At 48.3% G+C, this 19,985-nt stretch carries 23 protein-coding genes, 1 tRNA gene and 1 pseudogene; 20 read left to right on the forward strand and 5 right to left on the reverse strand.

Annotation, left to right across the window (positions count from 1 at the left end; all coding sequences use genetic code 11):
• Window positions 1–194: pseudogene (locus tag HMPREF2560_RS11385) on the forward strand (hypothetical protein); the annotation flags it as partial.
• Between the two features lie 52 nt (window positions 195–246).
• A complete protein-coding gene (locus tag HMPREF2560_RS02970) occupies window positions 247–462 on the forward strand; it encodes an aminotransferase class IV (protein WP_283120733.1) in 216 nt (71 codons plus the stop codon).
• A 44-nt stretch (window positions 463–506) separates the two neighbouring features.
• On the opposite strand, the gene HMPREF2560_RS02975 is transcribed toward HMPREF2560_RS02970, so the two are convergent.
• Both HMPREF2560_RS02975 and HMPREF2560_RS02980 read right to left on the reverse strand, forming a co-directional pair.
• Complete coding sequence (locus tag HMPREF2560_RS02975; RefSeq protein ID WP_070734913.1) at window positions 507–1,964, reverse strand: DUF389 domain-containing protein; 1,458 nt, start codon at window positions 1,962–1,964, stop codon at window positions 507–509.
• A gap of 275 nt (window positions 1,965–2,239) precedes the next feature.
• Entirely contained in the window at window positions 2,240–2,893 is a 654-nt protein-coding gene (locus HMPREF2560_RS02980) for an IS1595 family transposase (RefSeq protein ID WP_070829781.1), read from the reverse strand.
• A gap of 252 nt (window positions 2,894–3,145) precedes the next feature.
• Between HMPREF2560_RS02980 and acpP the strand changes: the two genes are divergently transcribed.
• The 3 genes from acpP to HMPREF2560_RS02995 all read left to right on the forward strand — a co-directional run bounded on the left by acpP (window position 3,146) and on the right by HMPREF2560_RS02995 (window position 5,665).
• Window positions 3,146–3,382 (forward strand): acyl carrier protein, encoded by a 237-nt coding sequence (gene acpP / locus HMPREF2560_RS02985; RefSeq protein WP_003679644.1) that lies wholly within the window; start codon window positions 3,146–3,148, stop codon window positions 3,380–3,382.
• A gap of 161 nt (window positions 3,383–3,543) precedes the next feature.
• Window positions 3,544–4,791 (forward strand): beta-ketoacyl-ACP synthase II, encoded by a 1,248-nt coding sequence (gene fabF, locus HMPREF2560_RS02990; protein WP_039861923.1) that lies wholly within the window; start codon window positions 3,544–3,546, stop codon window positions 4,789–4,791.
• Window positions 4,792–4,972: 181 nt separating this feature from the next.
• Window positions 4,973–5,665 carry a hypothetical protein gene (locus tag HMPREF2560_RS02995; RefSeq protein WP_070606224.1) on the forward strand — a complete coding sequence of 231 codons (693 nt, stop codon included), beginning with the start codon at window positions 4,973–4,975 and terminating at the stop codon, window positions 5,663–5,665.
• Between the two features lie 55 nt (window positions 5,666–5,720).
• Here HMPREF2560_RS02995 and HMPREF2560_RS03000 read toward each other — a convergent pair whose 3' ends face one another.
• Window positions 5,721–6,050 (reverse strand): rhodanese-like domain-containing protein, encoded by a 330-nt coding sequence (locus HMPREF2560_RS03000; RefSeq protein ID WP_070606223.1) that lies wholly within the window; start codon window positions 6,048–6,050, stop codon window positions 5,721–5,723.
• A gap of 50 nt (window positions 6,051–6,100) precedes the next feature.
• Window positions 6,101–6,757: a protein-L-isoaspartate O-methyltransferase family protein gene (locus HMPREF2560_RS03005; RefSeq protein WP_070606221.1), complete on the reverse strand. Its 657-nt coding sequence runs from the start codon at window positions 6,755–6,757 to the stop codon at window positions 6,101–6,103.
• Window positions 6,758–6,940: 183 nt separating this feature from the next.
• Between HMPREF2560_RS03005 and tpiA the strand changes: the two genes are divergently transcribed.
• The 5 genes from tpiA (at window position 6,941) to HMPREF2560_RS03030 (ending at window position 9,310) form a co-directional block, all read left to right on the forward strand.
• On the forward strand, window positions 6,941–7,714 hold the full coding sequence (gene tpiA, locus HMPREF2560_RS03010) for a triose-phosphate isomerase (RefSeq protein ID WP_004519014.1): 774 nt from the start codon (window positions 6,941–6,943) through the stop codon (window positions 7,712–7,714).
• 7 nt (window positions 7,715–7,721) lie between these two features.
• A complete protein-coding gene (gene secG / locus HMPREF2560_RS03015; protein ID WP_070606219.1) occupies window positions 7,722–8,072 on the forward strand; it encodes a preprotein translocase subunit SecG in 351 nt (116 codons plus the stop codon).
• Between the two features lie 15 nt (window positions 8,073–8,087).
• Window positions 8,088–8,173 (forward strand) — tRNA-Leu (locus HMPREF2560_RS03020).
• A 90-nt stretch (window positions 8,174–8,263) separates the two neighbouring features.
• Window positions 8,264–8,821 (forward strand): UbiX family flavin prenyltransferase, encoded by a 558-nt coding sequence (locus tag HMPREF2560_RS03025; protein WP_004464450.1) that lies wholly within the window; start codon window positions 8,264–8,266, stop codon window positions 8,819–8,821.
• Between the two features lie 54 nt (window positions 8,822–8,875).
• Window positions 8,876–9,310 (forward strand): pyridoxamine 5'-phosphate oxidase family protein, encoded by a 435-nt coding sequence (locus HMPREF2560_RS03030; RefSeq protein ID WP_070606217.1) that lies wholly within the window; start codon window positions 8,876–8,878, stop codon window positions 9,308–9,310.
• Between the two features lie 53 nt (window positions 9,311–9,363).
• Here HMPREF2560_RS03030 and ppk2 read toward each other — a convergent pair whose 3' ends face one another.
• Entirely contained in the window at window positions 9,364–10,293 is a 930-nt protein-coding gene (ppk2, locus tag HMPREF2560_RS03035; RefSeq protein WP_004519010.1) for a polyphosphate kinase 2, read from the reverse strand.
• Window positions 10,294–10,460: 167 nt separating this feature from the next.
• Between ppk2 and HMPREF2560_RS03040 the strand changes: the two genes are divergently transcribed.
• The 10 genes from HMPREF2560_RS03040 (at window position 10,461) to atpD (ending at window position 19,975) form a co-directional block, all read left to right on the forward strand.
• On the forward strand, window positions 10,461–12,245 hold the full coding sequence (locus HMPREF2560_RS03040; RefSeq protein ID WP_070606216.1) for a bifunctional chorismate-binding protein/class IV aminotransferase: 1,785 nt from the start codon (window positions 10,461–10,463) through the stop codon (window positions 12,243–12,245).
• A gap of 101 nt (window positions 12,246–12,346) precedes the next feature.
• Entirely contained in the window at window positions 12,347–13,207 is an 861-nt protein-coding gene (locus HMPREF2560_RS03045; RefSeq protein ID WP_070606214.1) for a ParB/RepB/Spo0J family partition protein, read from the forward strand.
• A gap of 280 nt (window positions 13,208–13,487) precedes the next feature.
• Window positions 13,488–13,841 (forward strand): ATP synthase subunit I, encoded by a 354-nt coding sequence (locus HMPREF2560_RS10820; RefSeq protein WP_049336018.1) that lies wholly within the window; start codon window positions 13,488–13,490, stop codon window positions 13,839–13,841.
• A complete protein-coding gene (atpB, locus tag HMPREF2560_RS03050; RefSeq protein WP_049331702.1) occupies window positions 13,831–14,697 on the forward strand; it encodes a F0F1 ATP synthase subunit A in 867 nt (288 codons plus the stop codon). The genes HMPREF2560_RS10820 and atpB overlap by 11 nt, the downstream gene beginning before the upstream one ends.
• A 65-nt stretch (window positions 14,698–14,762) precedes the next feature.
• Window positions 14,763–14,999: a F0F1 ATP synthase subunit C gene (gene atpE / locus HMPREF2560_RS03055; protein ID WP_004519005.1), complete on the forward strand. Its 237-nt coding sequence runs from the start codon at window positions 14,763–14,765 to the stop codon at window positions 14,997–14,999.
• 73 nt (window positions 15,000–15,072) lie between these two features.
• Window positions 15,073–15,543: a F0F1 ATP synthase subunit B gene (locus tag HMPREF2560_RS03060; RefSeq protein WP_003708446.1), complete on the forward strand. Its 471-nt coding sequence runs from the start codon at window positions 15,073–15,075 to the stop codon at window positions 15,541–15,543.
• Window positions 15,544–15,547: 4 nt separating this feature from the next.
• Window positions 15,548–16,081, forward strand: coding sequence for a F0F1 ATP synthase subunit delta (locus HMPREF2560_RS03065; RefSeq protein ID WP_070606212.1), 534 nt, complete (start codon window positions 15,548–15,550; stop codon window positions 16,079–16,081).
• Window positions 16,082–16,091: 10 nt separating this feature from the next.
• Complete coding sequence (gene atpA, locus HMPREF2560_RS03070; protein ID WP_003676111.1) at window positions 16,092–17,639, forward strand: F0F1 ATP synthase subunit alpha; 1,548 nt, start codon at window positions 16,092–16,094, stop codon at window positions 17,637–17,639.
• 24 nt (window positions 17,640–17,663) lie between these two features.
• The gene (atpG, locus tag HMPREF2560_RS03075; protein ID WP_004519003.1) at window positions 17,664–18,539 is read left to right on the forward strand and encodes a F0F1 ATP synthase subunit gamma; all 876 of its coding nucleotides are present in this window, start codon (window positions 17,664–17,666) and stop codon (window positions 18,537–18,539) included.
• A 38-nt stretch (window positions 18,540–18,577) separates the two neighbouring features.
• Entirely contained in the window at window positions 18,578–19,975 is a 1,398-nt protein-coding gene (gene atpD, locus HMPREF2560_RS03080; RefSeq protein ID WP_003683789.1) for a F0F1 ATP synthase subunit beta, read from the forward strand.
• The last annotated feature ends 10 nt before the right edge of the window (window positions 19,976–19,985 follow it).

A 19,985-nucleotide genomic window follows, 5' to 3' on the forward strand; every position in this document is an offset into this window, starting at 1 on the left:
AACCGAACCGAACCGAACCGAACCGAACCGAAATTATACACGATTTAGAAAATAATTTCAAACAAAACAACATATTAAAACTCAAACAAATCTTTCCTGAAGTCTTTTGCGAAGACCAAATCGACTTTGAGAAGCTCAAACTCGTCCTCGGCGCCGAAAACCTTGCCGATGCGGGCGAACGTTATCAACTCGATGCTGTAGAAACTAGTAGCGTTGTTTACAGTATTTTCAGGAGAATACTGAAACATGAACATGCACAAAAACACCCGTCTCACCCCGTCTCTGGATTTGGATATCCTCAACGGCATCATGCGCCAAGCCGTGTTGAAGCAGCTGCAAACCTACTTGGGCGCGGACGCAGTCATCGAAACGCACATCACCCGCGATATGCTCGAACGCGCAGAAAAAATCCGCCTCTCCAACGCCTTGAGAGGCGTGTTTGAGGCGGATTTGGTGTACTAGGAACAATCAATGATTTCTCGGAAATGGATAAAGCCTGAAGGCGATTATTCGTTAGACGGTTTATCTGTCTGAGACTTGTGCGTTTGCAATATGCGCACTACCTTACCCTCATAACGCTGGCTTAACCACGCCTGTATCCGCTCGTGATCTTTGGCAGGTAGTGGCTGCTCCAATTCGAGAGAGACAACGACGATATCGTCATATGTATCTGTCTTCGGTTCTGCGTTTTTTTGGCTTTCAGACTGTTCGGAAACAGGCGTTGTTTGCGCTTTATCCCAAGCCAAGCCGCGTCCGACAACGATTTTTTCCGCTTCCGGATATTGGGCTTTTAATTCCTTGAGTACCGCTGCATCGTCGATATCGGAGGCTTTGCCTGCCAGTATGGTATCGATATAGGCCTGCTGCTCTTTCAGCTCATTTTGCTGCTGAACCGGGTTGTTTCGGCTTGCCAGCAATTCTTCGATTTTGGCATCGTTCCCTCCCGCATAGACCACGTTGACCTTCGGCTCTTTCACCCCCGACGCGTTAAGGCTTTTCACCAGCAAGGCGGAAATTTTCTCGGCATTGCCCGTTCCATTGACAATCAGACCGACTTTATTTTCTCTGTGGTTCAACATCTTACGCAGCACGAAAAAACCTTCCTGTTGCTGCGCAGTGGCAATGGCGGCATTGGCTCTGGTGTTGAAGATCTCCTGACGCACCAGCCCTGATGCCATATAGCCGCTCGGAATCATCACAGCCAACACGACGGCAGTAATAATGATGCTTTGCAACCGGCGTTTGGATTCCGTTACCAACCCCCTGCGCGGCAGCTTGAGCAGCTTAGAAAACAACAAGGTCGAAAAAGCGATGAACACGCAGTTGATGGCAAAAAGATATGAAGCACCGAGAAAGTAGTGCCAGTTGCCATGTGCCAGTCCGTAGCCCGCAGTACACAGGGGCGGCATCAATGCGGTAGCAATCGCCACACCCGGTATGGCATTGCCTCCTTCTTTTCGAGTCAGCGCCACAATACCCGCACTACCACCGAAGAAGGCAATCAACACATCCCAAAGGGTCGGCTGAGTACGCGCCAAAAGCTCGCTTTGCGCCTCTTTAAGCGGGGTTAACAGGAAATACAACGTAGCGGTAATCAAGCTGATGACGACGAATATAATAATATTGCGCACGGCTTGACGGATCAGCGCAGTATCCCCTACCGCCAAACCGTAACCCATACCTACAATCGGCCCCATCAACGGCGAAATCAACATCGCGCCGATCACTACCGCCGTGCTGTTTACATTCAGACCGATACTCGCCACGGCAATGGCAAACATCAATACCCACATATTGGTTCCGGACACCCGAGTATTGGCGCGGATGACGGCATCAATTTTATCGGGATGGGCCTGGTCATGCGCAAGATTGAACACATCTTGCAACTTGGTCATGGCACCATTGTCTTCTTTTGGCTGATTTTCTTGTTCTTCTTGGTTTTTAATGTTTTCTTGGTCTTGCATTTTCATCCTTAAATCAATCTTAACGATTGTCTCTGAATATTTAATTAACTGGAATTTCGGATACTGATAATTATGCTTTAATACTGATTTCAAATATGATTAAGCAGATACCTTGCAGAAGGTTAGCATACACATGAAAACGCTGACAACGCTGATCCTGCGTAGGCCTTCACGAAACCAGCATATGCAAAAAACCTTCTCTCAAATCTAATTCCTACTTTTTCAGCAGCAACCGCCATCAAAATTTTTTAAGGGTCTGTACTAGTAGATTAGCCCTAAATTCCACACCATTTTTGCAGGATTTTAAGCTGTTGAGACGGTGTGCCGAAGTTAAATCGAAATTCGCATTCTTTCAAGAACAGCGGGAAAGATTTGCGATCGATTCCGTTGTATTTGCGCAAGACGCGTTTTGCCTGATTCCAAAAATTTTCAATGCCGTTAATGTGGTTCTGACGGTCGGCAAATTCCTTGGAATGGTTGATGCGGTAATGGATGAAACCGCTCACGTCCAACTTGTCGTAGCTGCTCAGGCTATCCGTGTAAACAATGCTGTCCGGCATGATTTTCTTTTTGATGACAGGGAATAACGTTTCAGACTTGGCATTATCCACCACAACGGTATAGACCCGTCCGTTGCGTTTCAGAATGCCGAAGACAACCACTTTTCCTGCCACCCCGTGACCACGTCTGCCTTTACGCCGTCCGCCGAAATAGCTTTCGTCCAACTCGACAGGGCCCTCAAAAACCTCATCGGCAACCAAGGCCAGATAATGGCGGATAACCATACGAATTTTGCAGTAGAACAGAATAGCGGAGTTGGGCTGAATGCCCAAAATATCGGCAGCGGAACGGGCGGTAACTTCGAGTACAAAAAAACGAAGCAGTTCTTTCTGTACTTTTTTCTTTAATTTGCAGTGTGTTATCTTCATATTTCGAGGGTAACATATCTGCTAATCTAGTACAGCCCCTTTTTTTAATAATGTTAATGTTAATACGTAACAAAACAAATTCCCGCTTGTAGGTTAAAATCAGGCTATGCTAATATGCACAACAACAGGTTTTTACTGAATAATCTGTGCTAAAATGCAGGATTAGATGGAAAACTCTATCCGAATTCGGTACAATACCGACGAATTATTTCCCTTAAACAACCTGCCGCAAGGCGAAAAGGAACGACTGACATGTCAAACATCGAACAACAAGTTAAAAAAATTGTTGCTGAACAACTGGGCGTAAACGAAGCCGAAGTGAAAAACGAATCTTCTTTCCAAGACGATTTGGGTGCTGACTCTCTGGACACCGTAGAACTGGTGATGGCTTTGGAAGAAGCTTTCGGCTGCGAAATCCCTGACGAAGACGCTGAAAAAATCACTACCGTACAATTGGCTATCGACTACATCAACGCCCACCAAGGCTAATCGGTCGCACCAAACATCCAGCCTCTGCTGCGCCATCGCAATAGAGGCTTTTACCTTATTATTAAACCCCTGAAATTTCAGACGGCATGAGTTTTGCCCGTTTCACAAAGAAAAAGAGCAAGGCTGCCGCGAAAATCCCGACAACCAACAGCGAGATTATCATGAGTCAGAGAAGAGTAGTCATCACAGGTCTTGGCCAAGTATCACCGGTCGGCAACGACGTCGCCACCGCATGGAGCAATCTGCTCGCAGGCAAAAGCGGCATCGGACGGATTACCCGCTTTGACGCATCCGACATCAACAGCCAAATCGCCGGCGAAGTACGCGATTTCGATATCGGCCAATACATCAGCGCGAAAGAAGCGCGCCGTATGGACGTGTTTATCCACTACGGTATCGCCGCCGCCCTGCAAGCCATCAACGATTCAGGCTTGGACGATTTGGAAACCCTCGACAAAGACCGCGTCGGTGTCAACATCGGCTCCGGTATCGGCGGCCTGCCCAGCATCGAAGCGACCGGCAAAGCCGTTATCGAAGGCGGCGCGCGCAAAATCAATCCTTTCTTTATTCCAGGCTCGCTGATTAACCTGATTTCCGGCCACGTCACCATTCTCAAAGGCTACCGCGGCCCGAGCTACGGTATGGTTTCTGCCTGTACGACCGGCGCGCATTCTATCGGCGACTCTGCACGACTGATTAAATACGGCGACGCAGACGTTATGATTGCCGGTGGCGCAGAAGGTGCGATCAGCACTTTGGGCGTTGGCGGTTTTGCCGCCATGAAGGCACTTTCCACTCGCAACGACGACCCTGCTACCGCTTCCCGTCCGTGGGACAAAGGCCGTGACGGTTTCGTTATCGGCGAAGGCGCTGGAGTGCTGGTGTTGGAAGAATTGGAACACGCGAAAAAACGCGGTGCGAAAATTTACGCCGAAATCGTCGGCTTCGGTATGAGCTCCGATGCTTACCACATTACCGCGCCTAACGAAGAAGGCCCTGCATTGGCGGTTACTCGTGCGCTGAAAGATGCCGGCCTGAATCCTGAAGACGTTGATTACGTCAACGCACACGGTACATCGACTCCTTTAGGCGATGCCAATGAAACCAAAGCCATCAAACGCGCTTTAGGCGATCATGCGCGCAAAGTCATCGTTAACTCTACCAAATCTATGACCGGCCACTTGCTCGGCGCAGCCGGTGGCGTGGAAGCGTTGTATAGTGTGTTGGCAGTACACGAGCAAAAATCTCCACCAACCATCAACATCTTTGAACAAGACGTTGAAGCCGGTTGCGATCTGGACTACTGCGCCAACGAAGCACGCGATGCGAAAATCGACGTTGCCATCTCCAATTCCTTCGGCTTTGGCGGTACCAACGGCACATTGGTATTCAAACGCTTCAAAGACTGATAGAAGGTTTTAAGTAGATTGAAAAGGCCGTCTGAAACTGGATTTCAGACGGCCTTTTTTATTTTAAAATCCAAATATTCTTGATAATCTGTATCATTTGTATAAAAATACCGATTCCTATCAATATCGCCCGGATTTTATCGGGTAATCAACCCAATTACATTTTTATCAGGAGTCTGCAATGAAAACTATCCGTATTCTAGCATTGGCCGCTGCACTGGCCACCGTGCCTGCATTTGCGTCTGATTTCGGCCATGAACAGGCATTGACCATAGACGGCAAGCCTGCCCATTTGGCAGAAACTTCAGCCCGTATTTTGGCAAACGAAACCCTGACTGCGCCGCAACTGGTCGAAGATATCACTGATGGATTCGGTTCGAAAAAAATTCCAGGTTATAAATTGATGATTATGGGCCGCACTTATTCGGTGGCGGCAGAAACCAAACCGCCGAAAGAGGGCCAAACTCAGTGGCGGGACAATACGTTCATTCATCGCGGCGTAAAACTGTTTGTCGGTATTCCGGTCAAAAACGGCAAGATGGATTTGGCGTCTGCCAGATTGATTAATATCGGTGTGGTTGACGATAACGGTGGTGCCGCGCCTCATGATGAGGGTGAAAAAATCCGTCCGGTCGGCAAACAGCTGATGTCTCCCGATACCAAAGTGGGAAATGTGAAACTCAATATTGCCAAACTGACGTTGCCAAATATGAAATTAGGCGAAACCAGTGGCGGTGGCGTGAAATTGGAAGCATCGGCAACATTGGACGGTAAGCCGATACAGACCAAAATCGACAGCACGTTCTCCCGCTTCTATTCCGCCAAACCAGCCGCTACACGGCCGTTTATGGCAGATGCACGGTTTGTGAAATAATTGCAAAGGCCGTCTGAAATCCTGCTTCAGACGGCCTTTTATTGATAAAACCGATTCAATACCGCATCATTTTGCTGTCAACCTGCATTGCCCAAGCATCAATACCGCCCTGCAGGTTGTAGAGGTTTTCAAATCCGGCGTCTTCCAAATATATTGCCGTGTGCAGGCTGCGGATGCCGTGGTGGCAGTAAATGACGATGGGCAAATCGTCGTCGGGCAGCTCGTTTTGGCGCAGGGGGATGAGGTTCATCGGGATATGAATGGCGGCGGGTAGGGTGCAGATGGAGTGTTCTTCATCGGTGCGGACGTCGAGCAGATGAAATGCGCGGCCTTCGTCCTGCCATTGTTTCAATTCGGTGGGCGAGAGTTGGATGATGTCGGTCATAGGGTTGGGTAAAAGCATGAGGCCGTCTGAATTTTCAGACGGCCTGTTGTTTAAAAATCGAAATCGCCAAACGGATTGGCCGATTTGTCTTCCAAGTGTGCTACGACGGTGTCGAACAATACCTTTTCGGAAAACTCATTGCCGTTACGCGTCAGCAAAAGCGCGTGTTGTACCGGTTTGCGGCCGATGATGACCACCATACGGCCGCCGTCTTTCAGTTGCTCTTTCAGAATTTCAGGTACGCTGTCTACTGCGCCGCCCACATAAATCGCATCGAAAGGCGCGCCTTGCGATGCTTCGGTCAGGCCGTTGTTTTGCACATAATTGACGTTGGTAAAGCCCAATTCGTCCAAAACTTTTTTGGCGCGTTGCTGCTGCTCGACATCGATGTCGTCGGTCACGACGTTGCCGGCCAGTTTGGACAGCAGGGCGGTTGCATAGCCTGAGCCTGTACCGATTTCTAAGACGGTTTCGTCTTTTTTCAATTTCAAACCTTGAGCCAGGCGGGCAACGACTTTGGGTTCCAACATCTTATGACCATTGGCCAGCGGCAGCTCCATATCCGCATAGGCCAAGCCTTGAAAAGCCTCGCCGACGAAATGTTCGCGCCCGATCTCCTCCAAAGCATCCAAAATGTCGAAGTCTAAGACATCCCACGGACGAATCTGCTGTTCAACCATATTGAAACGCGCTTTTTCAAAGTCCATATTTGTGCTCCGTTCAATTCTTAATTTTATCGAAGCATACATTATAAATCCTTGTCGGAGAGTGTGCCATCTTTCAGACGGCCCCGGAGGCCCGTTAATAATTGCCAAGCGCACATATATCCACTAAACTTTCACATTACACAACGCTACAGCAAGCAACAACCAACACACGGAGCAATAAAGATGTATCACCAAATCGGAATGTGGGACCAAAAATGGGTTATCGGCAACTGGAAAATGAACGGCCGACTCCAAAACAACAATGCACTTATGCACCGCTTCCGTGTCATGCCAACCGCAGAACGCGTGTTAATCGGCCTGGCCGCTCCGACCGTTTATTTGTTGCAACTGCACAACGCCATGCAGATTGTTTTGAACAACCGCATCTTGACCTGTGCGCAAGACGTGAGCCGTTTCCCGAATAACGGTGCATACACCGGCGAAGTGTCCGCCGAAATGCTTGCCGACATCGGTACAGACATCGTCCTAATCGGCCACTCCGAGCGCAGCCTTTATTTCGGCGAGAAAAACGAAATCCAACGCCGCAAAATGGAAAACGTCCTCAACGTCGGCCTGATTCCATTGTTGTGTGTCGGCGAAAGCTTGGAAGAACGCGAAGCCGGTAAAGAACACGAAGTCATTGCCCACCAGCTTTCCATCCTGCAAGGTTTGAACACCAAAAACATCGCCGTTGCCTACGAGCCGGTTTGGGCGATCGGTACAGGCAAAGTCGCTACTGTCGAACAAATCGCCGACATGCACGCATTTATCTACAAAGAAATCTTGTCTTTGTGCGGAAGCGATGTTAAAATCCGCGTTCTTTACGGCGGAAGTGTGAAAGCGGATAACGCAGCCGACATCTTCGCAGTACCTCATGTAGACGGCGCATTGGTTGGTGGCGCGTCATTATCATATGACTCCTTTACCGCCATCATCAATGCAGCACAAGCCTCGTAGAAAACATATGGAAGCCTTTAAAACCCTTATCTGGATTATTAATATTATTTCCGCTCTATTTGTAATCGTGTTAGTATTGCTGCAACACGGTAAAGGTGCGGATGCCGGCGCAACGTTCGGTTCCGGCAGCGGTAGCGCGCAAGGCGTATTCGGTTCTGCCGGTAATGCCAACTTCCTCAGCCGCTCGACTGCCGTTGCTGCAACATTTTTCTTTGCGACCTGCATGGCAATGGTGTATATTCACACCCACTCCAATAAGCACGGTTTAGACTTCAGCGATGTGAAGCAGACCCAACAGGCTCCTAAGCCTGCACAAAACAATACAACTCCTGTTGCACCGAATCCTCAGCAGCAGTAAGACAATTTAATTTATGCCGACATGGTGGAATTGGTAGACACGCTATCTTGAGGGGGTAGTGGCCGTAGGCTGTGCGAGTTCAAATCTCGCTGTCGGCACCACATTAGAAAATCTAACCGCTTTTTAGCGGTTATTTTTTCGTCTTGAGAATCTGCCTTTCATTTATCTTTAGGCTGAGACAGGGAAATACAATGAAGCGTTTGGTTGTCGGCATCAGCGGTGCCAGCGGTTTTCAGTATGGCGTGAAGGCTTTGCAGCTTTTGCGTGAGCATCAGGTAGAAACGCATTTGGTGGTTTCGCAAGGGGCGGAGATGACCCGCGCTTTGGAAACGGACTACACCAAAGAGGACGTTTATGCTTTGGCAGATGTCGTGCATTCCGTCCGTAATGTCGGGGCAAGTATTGCCAGCGGATCGTTTTTGACGGATGGAATGTTGATTGCGCCGTGTTCAATGAAGACCTTGGCTTCGGTTGCTCATGGATTTGCCGATAATTTGCTCAGCCGTGCGGCGGATGTAACGTTGAAAGAGCGGCGCAAGCTGGTGTTGATGGTGCGTGAAGCGCCGTTAAACTTGGCGCACATTGAAAATATGCGCCGTGTGACAGAGATGGGCGGTATCGTGTTTCCTCCCGTTCCGGCTTTATATCAGAAGCCTGAATCCATCGAAGATATGATTACACACAGCGTCTCTCACGCTTTGGACTTGTTCGGTATTATTCAAAACGATGTGCCGCGCTGGCAGGGCTGATATTTCAGACGGCCTGAAAATAAATTTAATACACTGAGAAAGAGGATAAAAATCATGCAAGCGATTCCTACCAATATCGTTAAATTTTTGAGCAATCATCATGTCGTCAGTATTGCCACTGCGGCAGAGGGCGAAGTTTGGGCGGCTTGTTGTTTTTATGTGTTTGATGAAGCCAATGCCCGCCTAATTGTGCTGACATCTTTGCAAACGAAACATGGCGGAATGATGAGCCGTTCTGCCAAAGTAGCCGGTACCATTGCCGGACAACCTGACAGTATCACGAAAATCAGCGGTATTCAGTTTGCGGCGACTGCCGCTTTGATTGAGGATGAAGCGGATTTGAAAGCGGCGCAGTCTTTGTATTATAAAGCGCATCCTGCTGCCAGAGTGATGAGAAGCGATGTTTGGGCATTGAATTTGGACAGTGTGAAATTCACTGACAATAAATTGGTATTCGCACAAAAAACGTACTGGAATCGCGAGGATTAAGAAAAGGCCGTCTGAAAGATGAAATTTCAGACGGCCTTTGGTAATGTTACAAATTAATCGTGTCCGAGCTCGACAGTTTTGTCTTTGTAACGTGTATCAGGAACCAAAACGATTTTCTCGTCCACTTTGCCGATGGCTTTCACGTCTTTGCCCGGATAGTCCAGCTGGTGCAGGAAGTAGCGGATACAGTTCAAACGTGCACGTTTTTTGTCGTCGGAGCGGATGATGACCCAAGGCGCGTCGCCGGTATGGGTGTGGAAGAACATGGCGTTTTTGGCTTCGGTGTAGTCGTCCCAGCGGTCGAGCGACTGGATGTCCACAGGGGACAGTTTCCAGTGTTTCAGCGGGTCGTCACGACGGGAGATGAAGCGACGGAGTTGTTCTTCACGGGATACGGAGAACCAGAATTTGAACAGATGGATGCCGCTGGCAACAAGCATACGTTCCAATTCAGGGGTTTGACGCATGAAGAGCAGGTATTCGTTAGGTTCGCAGAAGCCCATTACGCGTTCTACGCCGGCACGGTTGTACCATGAGCGGTCGAAGAATACCATTTCGCCTGCGGTTGGCAGGTTTTGGATGTAGCGTTGGAAATACCATTGGCCGCGTTCGGTAGTAGTCGGTTTTTCCAAAGCAACCACGCGTGCACCGCGCGGATTCAGGTGTTCCATGAAGCGTTTGATGGTACCGCCTTTACCGGCTGCGTCGCGGCCTTCAAACAGGCTGACGATACGCTGACCGGAATCTTTAACCCAGCTTTGTACTTTCAACAATTCGATTTGCAGCTTCTGTTTTTCTTTTTCGTAAACAGAGCGGCGCATACGTTGTTTGTACGGGTAGTTGGCAGGAAGCGGTGCGCTGCTGGAATCTTCGTCAGTGCCGCGTCCTTCATGTTCCAAAACAGCCTTTTCGAATACTTGCAGCTGGTCTTGTTTCTCGCCCAGTTCAACATTCTCGAACGGTTCTAATTGGTGGTCTGCCATAAAGTCTCCTTATCGATTAAGTTTTAAATGATATGGTGTGGTATGACTTGATTTTACCTCTTTATGCTGTATTAGCCTACATAAAATTACACATAAGCAATTTTTTCCGGTTTGTTTGATAATTTTTGTAAAAACAGCGTATAATCAGCCTATTTGTATCATACATCATGCCTTATTTCGCCCTGTTCGACGATGCGGTAAGCGGTCGTGCAAAACTCTATCAAAATCATGTGGAAAGCTGCCTTTTTCATCATAACGAACTGGCGTCGTTGGATGATGTTTTGCAGGCAGGTTGGAAAAAAGGTCTGCATGCAGTGTTGTTTGCAGACTACGAATTCGGATTGCCACTGATGGATATTTCATCCGCGCGCAGTGGCAATTTGCGCTTGCACTGGTTTGCCGATTATTCCGAAATCGATGCCGAAAGCTGGCTGGCCAATCATTTAGACGGCCTTGAGGCAGGTATCTCTACTCCCCGATTCTCCGTATCCGAAGCCGATTATCTCGAGCATATCCACCAAATCCACGAAGCCATCCGCCGCGGCGATACCTATCAAATCAATTACACCGCACGCCTGCACCTGCAAACTTACGGCAATCCGATTCAGCTTTACCGCCGCTTGCGTCAGCCTGTGCCGTATGCCGTTTTGTCTTGTCTGCCCGACGGGGCAGGGCAGGAAGCGTGGACTTTGTGTTTTTCTCCCGAACTTTTCCTCAAAATCGATTCAGACGGCCTGATCACAACCGAGCCGATGAAAGGCACTGCGCCGATTCTTCATGACGGACAAGATGAATGCCGCGCCGTTGAATTGCAAAACGACCCGAAAAACCGCGCCGAAAATGTGATGATTGTCGATTTGTTGCGCAACGACCTCGGCAAAATCGCGCAAACGGGCAAAGTACGCGTGCCTGAACCGTTTAAAGTTTCCCGTTTCGGCAGTGTTTGGCAGATGACCAGTGCCATCGAGGCGCAGGCGCTAGCTGATGTTTCGGTTGCCGATATTCTCAGCGCAGCCTTCCCGTGCGGCAGTATTACCGGCGCGCCCAAACGTATGAGTATGCAGATTATTGAGTCCCTTGAGTCCGAACCGCGCGGTTTGTACACAGGCAGCATCGGCTTTTTGCATCCGTGCGATACGGGTTTGGGATTTGAAGGCGTATTTAATGTTGTGATTCGTACCTTATCTCTGAAACCGGTTTCAGACGGCCTTTATCAAGGTGTTTATGGTGTGGGTTCGGGGATTGTGATTGATTGCGATCCTGAAGCCGAATATCGCGAGTGCGGTTGGAAGGCGCGTTTCCTCAATGACTTGAGGCCTGATTTCGGTATTTTTGAAACCATGCGCGTGCAAGACAAACAATGCCGTTTGCTCGATTTGCATTTAGGCCGTCTGAACAGCTCGGCACAAGCACTCAACCTGCCTTGGCCTCAAAATGCGGCAGAGCAAATTCAACACTATATAGATGCGTTGCCAAGTGGGTTATTTAGAGTCAAAGCCGCTTTGTTTTCAGACGGCCTTGTATTGAACCATGCGGCTGTTTCTGAATTGGATGGGCAGCAATACGTCATCTTGAGTGAGCACACATTAAACCAACGCGATTATCTGCGCCGTTTCAAAACCACACGTCGTGAAATTTTTGACCAAGCATGGAAAACAGCAGAAGGGCAGGGCGCATTCGACAGCCTGTTTTTCAATTCAGACGGCTTCCTGCTCGAAGGCGGCAGAAGCAACGTGTTCGTCAAATACCAAGGGCAATGGCTCACGCCGTCTTTGGATTTGGATATTTTGAACGGGGTAATGCGCCAAACGGTATTGAAGCAGCCGCAGCTATATTTAGGTGCGGATACAATCAAGGAAACCCACATCACGCGCGCGATGTTGGAAAATGCGGAAGAAATCCGTTTGAGTAACGCTTTAAGGGGCATGTTTGCGGTTTCGCTCCGTAAATAAATGGCAATAGTCAAATCATAGTGATTCAAATTGTCGTAAAGCGGCAATATCCGATAGAATACGTCATTTCAACAATGAGGCCGTCTGAAAGGGAAAACAATATGGCAAAAGCAAAAGGTGGATTGGGGCGCGGTTTGGATTCGCTGATTTCCAATGCAGTGGACAGCAGCAGTAGCGACCGCCTGACAACGGTTGCCATCGCCGATATTCAGCCCGGCCGTTATCAGGCGCGCGTGCAAATGGATGACGAAGCCTTGCAGGAACTGGCTGACTCCATTAAAGCGCAAGGCATTATCCAGCCGGTTATCGTACGCGAACGTGGTCTGTCTCAATATGAATTGATTGCCGGCGAACGCCGTTGGCGCGCTTCCCAGTTGGCCGGTTTGACCGAAATTCCCGTCGTCATTAAAACCATCAGCGACGAAACTGCGTTGGCCATGGGTTTGATTGAAAACTTGCAACGTGAAAACCTGAATCCGATTGAAGAAGCGCAAGGTTTGAAACGCCTTGCCGACGAATTTGGCCTGACTCACGAAACCATCGCAAAAGCCGTCGGTAAAAGCCGTAGCGCCATCTCCAACAGCCTTCGCCTGTTGAGTCTGCCTGAGCCGGTTCAGGAAATGCTTTATCAACGCCGTCTGGAAATGGGTCATGCCCGTGCGTTGTTGACCTTGCATGTGGTTGACCAATTGGAGTTGGCGCAGAAAGCCGTAAAAAACGGTTGGTCGGTGCGTGAGGTAGAGCGCCGCAGCCAGTTGGCACATCAAAAAGCCAAGCCCGAAGCAGTCAAAACCATCAGCCCGGATATCCGCCGCATCAATGATGCATTGACCGAGCATTTGGGCGTTAATGCCGAAGTCAAAACCAGTAATCAGAAAAAAGGCAAAATCGTGCTGCATTTTGATACGCCGGAAACATTCGAATATTTGCTGAAGCAGTTGGGCATCAATCAAGCGTTCTAACGGCTTTATAAACAGAACGGGCCGTCTGAAAAAAGCTTTTCAGACGGCCTCAATTTTTGAAAAAGCGTAGAGCGTATAAATGTTTACAATACAAATCAAAATCTTCTGTAAAATCTATGTAACAACATGTAATTTGTGTTAAACTCCATTCCAGCAAAGATTTGTTTTATATGTGTTAATCATTTATTTATGAAAGGTTCACAAAGATTAACATATTGCTTGACGTTAACAAACTTCTTGATTATATTAGCCTGCCTTGCTTTTGGGGGTGCAAAGTACAATGAATCAGATAGTCCCATTGCAAGTAATTGTATTATTAATAATTTCAGTTGTTTGTGCGTTATTTTCCGGATTGCCCGGCTTCCTCTCTGCTTTTGCGGGAGGATTTTCGTACATTTTGCCTACCCTAGTTGCAGTTTTACTTTTAAAGTTTTCCCGACGAAATCCCGATCTGCAAAGTTCGATGTTTATCGGCGGAGAGGTTTTAAAAGTAGTGCTGTCGCTGGTATCTATGTTGGTCGTTTTTGCGATATGGCATCGATCACTGGTATTTTACCCATTTTTATTGGCGTTTCTTGGCGTCAGTCATTTGGTTTTTTTAGTATTGTTGAGAGTGAAACACTATGGCAGGTGAAACTATGACCGCTGCCGACTACATCAAGCACCACTTGCAAAGCTTGACCAGTATGTCGGATGTTACTCAGGGTCAAGGACTGAAAAACATTGCTGATTTTTCGTTCATTAACCTTGATGCAATCTTTTTTGCCGTTCTGTTGGGCGTAATCGGCAGCTTCCTTTTGTGGCGCGGTGCCAAAAAAGCGACGGCCGGTGTTCCCGGTCGTTTCCAAGCGGCTGTTGAAATTCTGTTCGAATTCGTGGATAACATGTGTAAGAGCATTATCCATAACGAACAATCGCGTAAAGCCGTTGCCCCGTTGGGTCTGACCTTGTTTGTCTGGATTCTCTTGATGAACGCCATGGATATGCTGCCGGTTGATTTGCTGCCGATGGCATGGCAAGGCATTACCGGTAATCATCATGCCCTGTTGCGCGTCGTGCCGACAGCTGACTTGAATACGACTTTGGCTCTGGCGATTGGCGTATTGCTGATCTGTATTTACTACAATGTCAAAATCAAAGGCCTTGGCGGTTGGATTCACGAGTTGTTCTGCGCACCTTTCGGTCCGTGGCTTGCTCCGGCCAACTTCCTGCTGAACTTGGTAGAGTTTTTGTCCAAAACCGTATCCCACGGTATGCGGTTGTTTGGTAATATGTATGCCGGCGAGCTGGTGTTCCTGTTGATCGCTCTGTTGGGCGGTGCATGGGCGTCAACCGGCAGTGTCGAAACTTTGGATCCGATTTTATTTGTGTTCCACCTGATTGCCGGTTTGGCTTGGGCGATTTTCCACATTTTGGTCATCACCTTGCAGGCATTTATTTTCATGGCGTTGGCGTTCGTATATATCGGACAGGCGCATGATGCACACTAATCAAGTAGTTTTTTTTGTAGTTTGTTTTTTGTAGTTTAACCTTTACTATTTTAAGGAGTTTAAAAATGGGTTTGATTGCTATCGCATGTGGTTTGATCGTTGCCTTGGGCGCATTGGGTGCCTCTATCGGTATCGCAATGGTTGGTTCTAAATACTTGGAATCTTCTGCTCGCCAACCTGAGCTGATCGGTCCTCTGCAAACCAAACTGTTCTTGATCGCTGGTCTGATCGACGCGGCTTTCTTGATCGGTGTGGCTATTGCCCTGTTGTTTGCCTTCGTTAACCCGTTTAGTGGTGCGTAATCAAGACGGAGCGATCCGTTCAGATACAGGCTTGCCGTCTGTTTGATTAACCCAGATACGAAGGTTAAGTAACGTGAATATTAATGCAACCTTATTTGCGCAAATCCTAGTTTTCTTTGGCTTGGTTTGGTTTACGATGAAATTCGTATGGCCTCCGATTGCCAAAGCATTGGATGAGCGTGCCGCAAAAATTGCCGAGGGCTTGGCTGCCGCCGAGCGCGGTAAGAGCGATTTTGAGCAGGCAGAGAAAAAAGTTGCAGAACTTATGGCCGAAGGGCGTAATCAGGTAACCGAAATGGTTGCCAACGCCGAAAAACGTGCTGCAAAAATTGTAGAAGAAGCCAAAGAGCAAGCTTCTCATGAAGCAGCACGCATTGCAGCCCAAGCAAAAGCTGATGTAGAGCAAGAAGTTAACCGTGCACGCGAAGTGTTGCGCGAACAGGTCGCTTCATTGGCTGTTAAAGGTGCGGAATCTATCCTGCGTAAAGAAGTCGATGCTTCCAAACATGCAGATCTGCTCAGTGCCTTAAAACAGGAGCTGTAATCTTATGGCAGAGTTCGCAACGATTGCCAGACCTTATGCGAAAGCATTATTTAGTCTGGCTCAGGAAAAAAACCAAATCGAGTCTTGGTTGGGCGAACTGAAAGAACTCGCAGCGGTTGTTCAGGATGAGAAAGTCATTGCTTTCATCGAGCAGCCGGAAACGGGAGCTTCCGAAAAGGCAGAAACGCTCAAAGGTCTTGTCGGTATCAAAAATGTCGAATTGGCAAATTTTATTACCGTTTTGGCCGAGCAAAAGCGTTTGCTGGTATTGCCGGAAATTTATGCCCAATATCAAGATTTGACCTTGATACACAACAATACGAAATCGGCAGTAATTTACAGCGCGTATGAGCTCAGTTCTCAGCAGCTGGCCGATGTTACCGATATCCTGACAAAACGCTTCAACAGCAAATTGGATGTGGTAACTAAAGTTGCCCCTGAATTAATCGGCGGCATCAAAGTAGAAGTGGGTGATCAGGTCTTGGATTTGTCCATACAAGGCAAACTGAATGCTTTGTATGCGACTATGACAAATTAGGAGAGTTTTCATGCAGCTTAATCCTGCTGAAATTAGCGATTTGATTAAAGCCAAAATCGAAAATCTGTCCGTCAATGCAGAAGTGCGTACCCGTGGTACCGTTGTTTCTGTTACAGACGGCATTGTGCGCATTCATGGCTTGTCAGACGCGATGCAAGGTGAGATGCTCGAATTCCCCGGTAACACTTTCGGTCTGGCCATGAACTTGGAGCGTGACTCCGTCGGTGCCGTAGTGTTGGGTGAGTACGAACACATTAAAGAAGGCGATACAGTTACCTGTACCGGCCGTATTTTGGAAGTGCCGATCGGTCGCGAACTGGTTGGCCGCGTGGTTGATGCATTGGGTCGTCCTATCGATGGTAAAGGTCCAATCAACACAACATTGACTGCTCCAATCGAAAAAATTGCACCAGGTGTGATTGCGCGTAAATCGGTTGACCAACCAATGCAAACCGGACTGAAAGCTATTGATTCTATGGTTCCGGTTGGTCGTGGCCAACGTGAGTTGATCATTGGTGACCGTCAAACCGGTAAAACTGCCGTGGCACTGGATGCCATCGTTAACCAAAAAGGTACAGGCGTAATCTGTATTTATGTGGCTATCGGTCAAAAAGCATCTTCTATTGCCAACGTAGTACGCAAATTGGAAGAGCATGGCGCGATGGAGCATACCATCGTGGTTGCTGCAACTGCTTCTGAAGCCGCTGCGCTGCAATACATCGCTCCTTACTCCGGTTGTACCATGGGTGAATTCTTCCGTGACCGCGGTGAAGATGCACTGATCGTATACGATGATTTGTCTAAACAAGCTGTTGCATACCGTCAAATTTCCCTGCTGTTGCGCCGTCCTCCTGGCCGTGAAGCATATCCTGGCGACGTATTCTACCTGCACTCCCGTCTGTTGGAACGTGCGGCCCGCGTCAGCGAAAACGAAGTTGAAAAACTGACCAATGGCGAAGTAAAAGGCAAAACCGGTTCTCTGACTGCGTTGCCAATTATTGAAACCCAAGCCGGTGACGTATCAGCATTCGTACCAACCAACGTAATTTCGATTACAGACGGCCAAATCTTCTTGGAAACCGACTTGTTCAACGCCGGTATCCGTCCTGCAATCAATGCCGGTATTTCCGTATCGCGCGTAGGTGGTGCAGCACAAACCAAAGTCATCAAAAAACTGGGTGGTGGTATCCGTTTGGCGTTGGCACAGTACCGTGAATTGGCAGCGTTCTCGCAATTTGCTTCCGATTTGGACGAAGCAACACGCAAACAGCTGCAACACGGTGAAGTGGTTACTGAATTGATGAAACAAAAACAATTCAGCACATTGAATACTGCCGAAATGGCATTGACTTTGTGGGCGATCAACAACGGTTCTTACGCAGATGTTCCGGTATCCAAAGCCTTGGCTTTCGAAGCAGAATTCTTGAGTTTCGTACGTACGCAACATCCTGAGGTTCTGGAAGCGATTAATGCATCAGGCGCAATGTCTGACGAAAGCGAAAAAGCATTGACCGAAGCCATGAAATCTTTCAAATCTTCTTATGCTTACCAAGCATAAGTATTGAGATGAAAGGAGTCTGAAATGGCAGTCGGAAAAGAGATTCTCACCAAAATCCGTAGTGTTCAAAATACCCAAAAGATCACTAAAGCGATGCAAATGGTGTCGACCTCTAAAATGCGGAAGACTCAAGACCGGATGCGCTTAGCGCGTCCGTACGCCGAAAAAGTGCGTACAGTGATGAGTCATCTTGCACAGACTAATGCCGATCATGGTATCAAATTGTTGGAGCCGCACCGCGAAGTGCGTCGTGCCGGTTTCATTTTGATTACCTCGGACAAAGGTTTGTGCGGTGGCTTGAACGCAAACGTACTGAAAAAGTTTTTGGCGCAAGTTCAAGAGTATCAGGAACAAGGCATCGAAGTCGAAGTCGTGTGCCTGGGTAGTAAAGGTTTGGCTGCATGCCAAAGCATCGGTTTGAATGTTATTGCCAGCGCAACCAATTTGGGCGATACCCCAAAAATGGAATTGCTGCTCGGCCCTCTGACCGAAATCTTCCAACGTTATGAGAAGCATGAATTAGATCGTATCCATATGGTTTATTCACGTTTCGTCAATACAATGCGCCAAGAGCCGCGTATGGAAGTTTTGCTGCCTATCGGTGAAAACGTTATTGACGACGGAACAGGTCATTCTTCATTTACTTGGGAATACCTCTACGAGCCGAGTCCTATCGCCGTATTGGAATATTTGGTTCGCCGCTATTTAGAGTCTGTGGTTTATCAGGCATTGAGCGACAACATGGCATCTGAACAAGCCGCGCGTATGGTAGCGATGAAAGCCGCAACCGACAACGCAGGCAATGCCATCAAAGAATTGCGCTTGGTGTACAACAAATCGCGTCAAGCCGCGATTACCACAGAATTGTCAGAAATTGTAGCAGGTGCAGCGGCAGTTTAATGTCGTCTGAAGCCTGAACAGGAAATTAGGATACGATAATGAGCCAAGGCAAAATCGTACAAGTTATTGGTGCGGTGGTTGACGTGGAATTTCCACGCGACGCTATCCCGCATGTTTACGATGCCCTGAAATTGGACGAGAACGGTCTGACTCTGGAAGTTCAACAGCTTCTGGGTGATGGCGTTGTCCGTACTATTGCAATGGGTAGTTCAGACGGCCTGAAACGCGGCATGTCTGTAAGCAATACTGGTGCGCCAATCACTGTGCCGGTAGGTAAAGGTACATTGGGTCGTATTGTCGACGTATTGGGTACACCTGTTGATGAAGCAGGTCCGATCGATACCGACAAGAGCCGTGCCATTCACCAAACTGCTCCAAAATTCGACGAGTTGTCTTCAACTACCGAATTGTTGGAAACCGGTATTAAGGTGATTGACTTGCTGTGTCCGTTTGCTAAGGGCGGTAAAGTAGGTCTGTTCGGTGGTGCCGGTGTGGGCAAAACCGTGAACATGATGGAATTGATCAACAACATCGCCAAAGCGCACAGCGGTCTGTCCGTGTTCGCAGGCGTGGGTGAACGTACCCGTGAAGGTAACGACTTCTACCACGAGATGAAAGATTCCAACGTATTGGATAAAGTAGCCATGGTGTATGGCCAGATGAACGAACCTCCGGGCAACCGTCTGCGCGTTGCTTTGACTGGTTTGACTATGGCCGAATACTTCCGTGACGAAAAAGACGAAAACGGTAAAGGTCGCGACGTATTGTTCTTCGTTGATAACATCTACCGTTACACTCTGGCCGGTACCGAAGTATCTGCACTGTTGGGCCGTATGCCTTCTGCAGTGGGTTACCAACCGACATTGGCTGAAGAAATGGGTCGTTTGCAAGAGCGTATTACCTCTACCCAAACTGGTTCCATTACTTCCATCCAAGCCGTATATGTACCTGCGGATGACTTGACTGACCCGTCTCCAGCGACAACTTTCGCCCACTTGGACGCGACCGTCGTATTGAGCCGTGATATTGCATCTTTGGGTATTTACCCGGCAGTTGATCCGCTTGACTCTACTTCACGCCAATTGGATCCGATGGTATTGGGTCAAGAACACTACGACGTAGCGCGCGGTGTACAGTCTACTCTGCAAAAATACAAAGAATTGCGCGACATTATCGCCATTCTGGGTATGGACGAATTGTCTGACGAAGACAAACTGACTGTGATGCGTGCCCGTAAAATCCAACGCTTCCTGTCTCAACCGTTCCACGTTGCCGAAGTATTTACCGGTTCTCCAGGCAAATATGTTTCATTGCGTGACACCATCGCCGGCTTTAAAGCCATCTTGAACGGCGAATACGACCATCTGCCTGAACAAGCGTTCTATATGGTAGGCGGCATCGAAGAAGCGGCTGAGAAAGCGAAAACCTTAAACTAAGGAGGCCGGC

Source organism: Neisseria sp. HMSC078H04 (assembly GCF_001838135.1).
Lineage (GTDB): Bacteria > Pseudomonadota > Gammaproteobacteria > Burkholderiales > Neisseriaceae > Neisseria.

Coding starts and splice junctions, on each gene's coding strand:
- atpA (WP_003676111.1), top strand. CDS start 16,092: ATGCAGCTTAATCCTGCTGAAATTAGCGATTTGATTAAAGCCAAAATC.
- secG (WP_070606219.1), top strand. CDS start 7,722: ATGGAAGCCTTTAAAACCCTTATCTGGATTATTAATATTATTTCCGCT.
- HMPREF2560_RS02995 (WP_070606224.1), top strand. CDS start 4,973: ATGAAAACTATCCGTATTCTAGCATTGGCCGCTGCACTGGCCACCGTG.
- HMPREF2560_RS03030 (WP_070606217.1), top strand. CDS start 8,876: ATGCAAGCGATTCCTACCAATATCGTTAAATTTTTGAGCAATCATCAT.
- HMPREF2560_RS02980 (WP_070829781.1), bottom strand. CDS start 2,893: ATGAAGATAACACACTGCAAATTAAAGAAAAAAGTACAGAAAGAACTG.
- acpP (WP_003679644.1), top strand. CDS start 3,146: ATGTCAAACATCGAACAACAAGTTAAAAAAATTGTTGCTGAACAACTG.
- HMPREF2560_RS03045 (WP_070606214.1), top strand. CDS start 12,347: ATGGCAAAAGCAAAAGGTGGATTGGGGCGCGGTTTGGATTCGCTGATT.
- tpiA (WP_004519014.1), top strand. CDS start 6,941: ATGTATCACCAAATCGGAATGTGGGACCAAAAATGGGTTATCGGCAAC.
- atpE (WP_004519005.1), top strand. CDS start 14,763: ATGGGTTTGATTGCTATCGCATGTGGTTTGATCGTTGCCTTGGGCGCA.
- atpG (WP_004519003.1), top strand. CDS start 17,664: ATGGCAGTCGGAAAAGAGATTCTCACCAAAATCCGTAGTGTTCAAAAT.
- HMPREF2560_RS10820 (WP_049336018.1), top strand. CDS start 13,488: ATGAATCAGATAGTCCCATTGCAAGTAATTGTATTATTAATAATTTCA.
- HMPREF2560_RS03040 (WP_070606216.1), top strand. CDS start 10,461: ATGCCTTATTTCGCCCTGTTCGACGATGCGGTAAGCGGTCGTGCAAAA.
- HMPREF2560_RS03025 (WP_004464450.1), top strand. CDS start 8,264: ATGAAGCGTTTGGTTGTCGGCATCAGCGGTGCCAGCGGTTTTCAGTAT.
- atpD (WP_003683789.1), top strand. CDS start 18,578: ATGAGCCAAGGCAAAATCGTACAAGTTATTGGTGCGGTGGTTGACGTG.
- atpB (WP_049331702.1), top strand. CDS start 13,831: ATGGCAGGTGAAACTATGACCGCTGCCGACTACATCAAGCACCACTTG.
- fabF (WP_039861923.1), top strand. CDS start 3,544: ATGAGTCAGAGAAGAGTAGTCATCACAGGTCTTGGCCAAGTATCACCG.
- ppk2 (WP_004519010.1), bottom strand. CDS start 10,293: ATGGCAGACCACCAATTAGAACCGTTCGAGAATGTTGAACTGGGCGAG.
- HMPREF2560_RS03005 (WP_070606221.1), bottom strand. CDS start 6,757: ATGGACTTTGAAAAAGCGCGTTTCAATATGGTTGAACAGCAGATTCGT.
- HMPREF2560_RS03000 (WP_070606223.1), bottom strand. CDS start 6,050: ATGACCGACATCATCCAACTCTCGCCCACCGAATTGAAACAATGGCAG.
- HMPREF2560_RS03065 (WP_070606212.1), top strand. CDS start 15,548: ATGGCAGAGTTCGCAACGATTGCCAGACCTTATGCGAAAGCATTATTT.
- HMPREF2560_RS02975 (WP_070734913.1), bottom strand. CDS start 1,964: ATGCAAGACCAAGAAAACATTAAAAACCAAGAAGAACAAGAAAATCAG.
- HMPREF2560_RS02970 (WP_283120733.1), top strand. CDS start 247: ATGAACATGCACAAAAACACCCGTCTCACCCCGTCTCTGGATTTGGAT.